The sequence below is a fragment of the Mesorhizobium sp. M2A.F.Ca.ET.039.01.1.1 genome (assembly GCF_003998035.1).
In the GTDB taxonomy this organism is placed as follows: Bacteria; Pseudomonadota; Alphaproteobacteria; order Rhizobiales; family Rhizobiaceae; genus Mesorhizobium.
Genome location: NZ_RZRY01001151.1, coordinates 1 through 1,339, shown reverse-complemented (window position 1 = coordinate 1,339; position 1,339 = coordinate 1). Strand labels below are relative to the sequence as shown.

Genomic DNA, 1,339 nt, shown 5'->3' with positions numbered 1-1,339 from the left:
TGGTTGGCGAGCATCTGCCTCGGCGCGCAGATGCTCGCCAACCATCTCGGCGGCAAGGTCGAGGGCCATGGCGATGGGTTGGTCGAGATCGGCTGGTATCCGCTGAAGGCGACCGAGGCCGGCAAGCAGCTGCTGCACTGGCCGGAAATGGTCTACCAGTTCCACCGCGAGGGCTTTTCGCTGCCGAAGGAAGCGACGCTGCTGGCGACAGCGGAAACCTATCCCAACCAGGCGTTTCGTTACGGCGAGAACGCCTGGGGTATCCAGTTCCATGGCGAGCTGACCCGGATAATGATGCATCGCTGGGTGGTGCGCGGCGCGCATCGCTTCGAGCTCCCCGGCGCCCAGCCCGGCCGCGACCATCTCGGCGGCCGGCTGATCTGGGACATGCACCTCAAGCGCTGGCTGGGTGAGTTTTTGGGGCTGATTTTTGGCAGGCCGGCGGCGGGGTAAAGTCAACCGAATGTGCTTCGAACGGCTGTGCTCGACTCAAAAAACCGCCTCCGCCTTCAAGGATTTTGCTCGCTAGAGCGTTTCACCGTTTCACGGAAACGGCGAACCTCTCTATCTCTTTGTCTTGACGCAATTCCTGACGGAAAACCGCTCACACTTTTCCTGGAATTGCTTTAGTAACCTCCTGTATTTTCTCGAGGAGATTTTTGACGAGCAGCCGGTAGACGCGCGTGAGTTCGTCCGGCGACAATTCAACTCTGATGTCGTACTTGCCGGAATAGTTCGCCTGGAGATCAACGGTGCCGAACAGCGTCGTCGCGCCATCGCGAATGTCGGTGGCCACGATCATGTTCGCCAATGGCTGATCCAGCAGAATGACGCCTGGTTCTCCTGGATGATTGTGCGTTGTCGTGCGTATTTTCACAACGTAAACCTCCTGTCAGGTGAGAGCCCGCCTCGCCACATCAGCATCGGGCCCTGTCCAAGATAGAAGCCCTCCCCTCGAAACGCGAGGAACAAAAACGGATGGTATCGGTGCGGCCCCGAATCTGTGTTATTCGCCGCCCCATCAATCAAAAGGAAAATATTGTGAGCGAACTGACCTTGGCCGAGGCGACCGAAAACATCTATGCCTCACTCCGAGCGGACAATGCCGACCTCGATGCGCATATCGCAACCCTCAAGGCGGCACTGGCACGAGAGGGAAAGAAACAGGCGGTTTTCGATCCAACCAGGCTGGTGCAGAACAACCGCGCCGGGCGCAAGTTGATGCAGGCCTATTTTCGTCAGCGCGGCGTCAGCGTGAGCTTCTCGGAGTAGGTCTGCTCGCGACCCGTCTCGTTGACCGACGGCGCAGCCTGATCGGCTCCAGCGTCGGGTTTGGCGG

At 59.1% G+C, this 1,339-nt stretch carries 2 protein-coding genes and 1 pseudogene; 2 read left to right on the top strand and 1 reads right to left on the bottom strand.

The features are described from left to right. A pseudogene (locus tag EOA24_RS38095) lies at positions 1-453 on the top strand (GMP synthase); the annotation flags it as partial. A gap of 151 nt (positions 454-604) precedes the next feature. On the opposite strand, the gene EOA24_RS38090 reads toward EOA24_RS38095, so the two are convergent. After that, a complete protein-coding gene (locus tag EOA24_RS38090; protein ID WP_126080503.1) occupies positions 605-877 on the bottom strand; it encodes a hypothetical protein in 273 nt (90 codons plus the stop codon). 161 nt (positions 878-1,038) lie between these two features. Here EOA24_RS38090 and EOA24_RS38085 point away from each other — a divergent pair, with 161 nt between their 5' ends. After that, positions 1,039-1,272: a hypothetical protein gene (locus EOA24_RS38085; RefSeq protein WP_126083651.1), complete on the top strand. Its 234-nt coding sequence runs from the start codon at positions 1,039-1,041 to the stop codon at positions 1,270-1,272. Positions 1,273-1,339 lie beyond the last annotated feature (67 nt).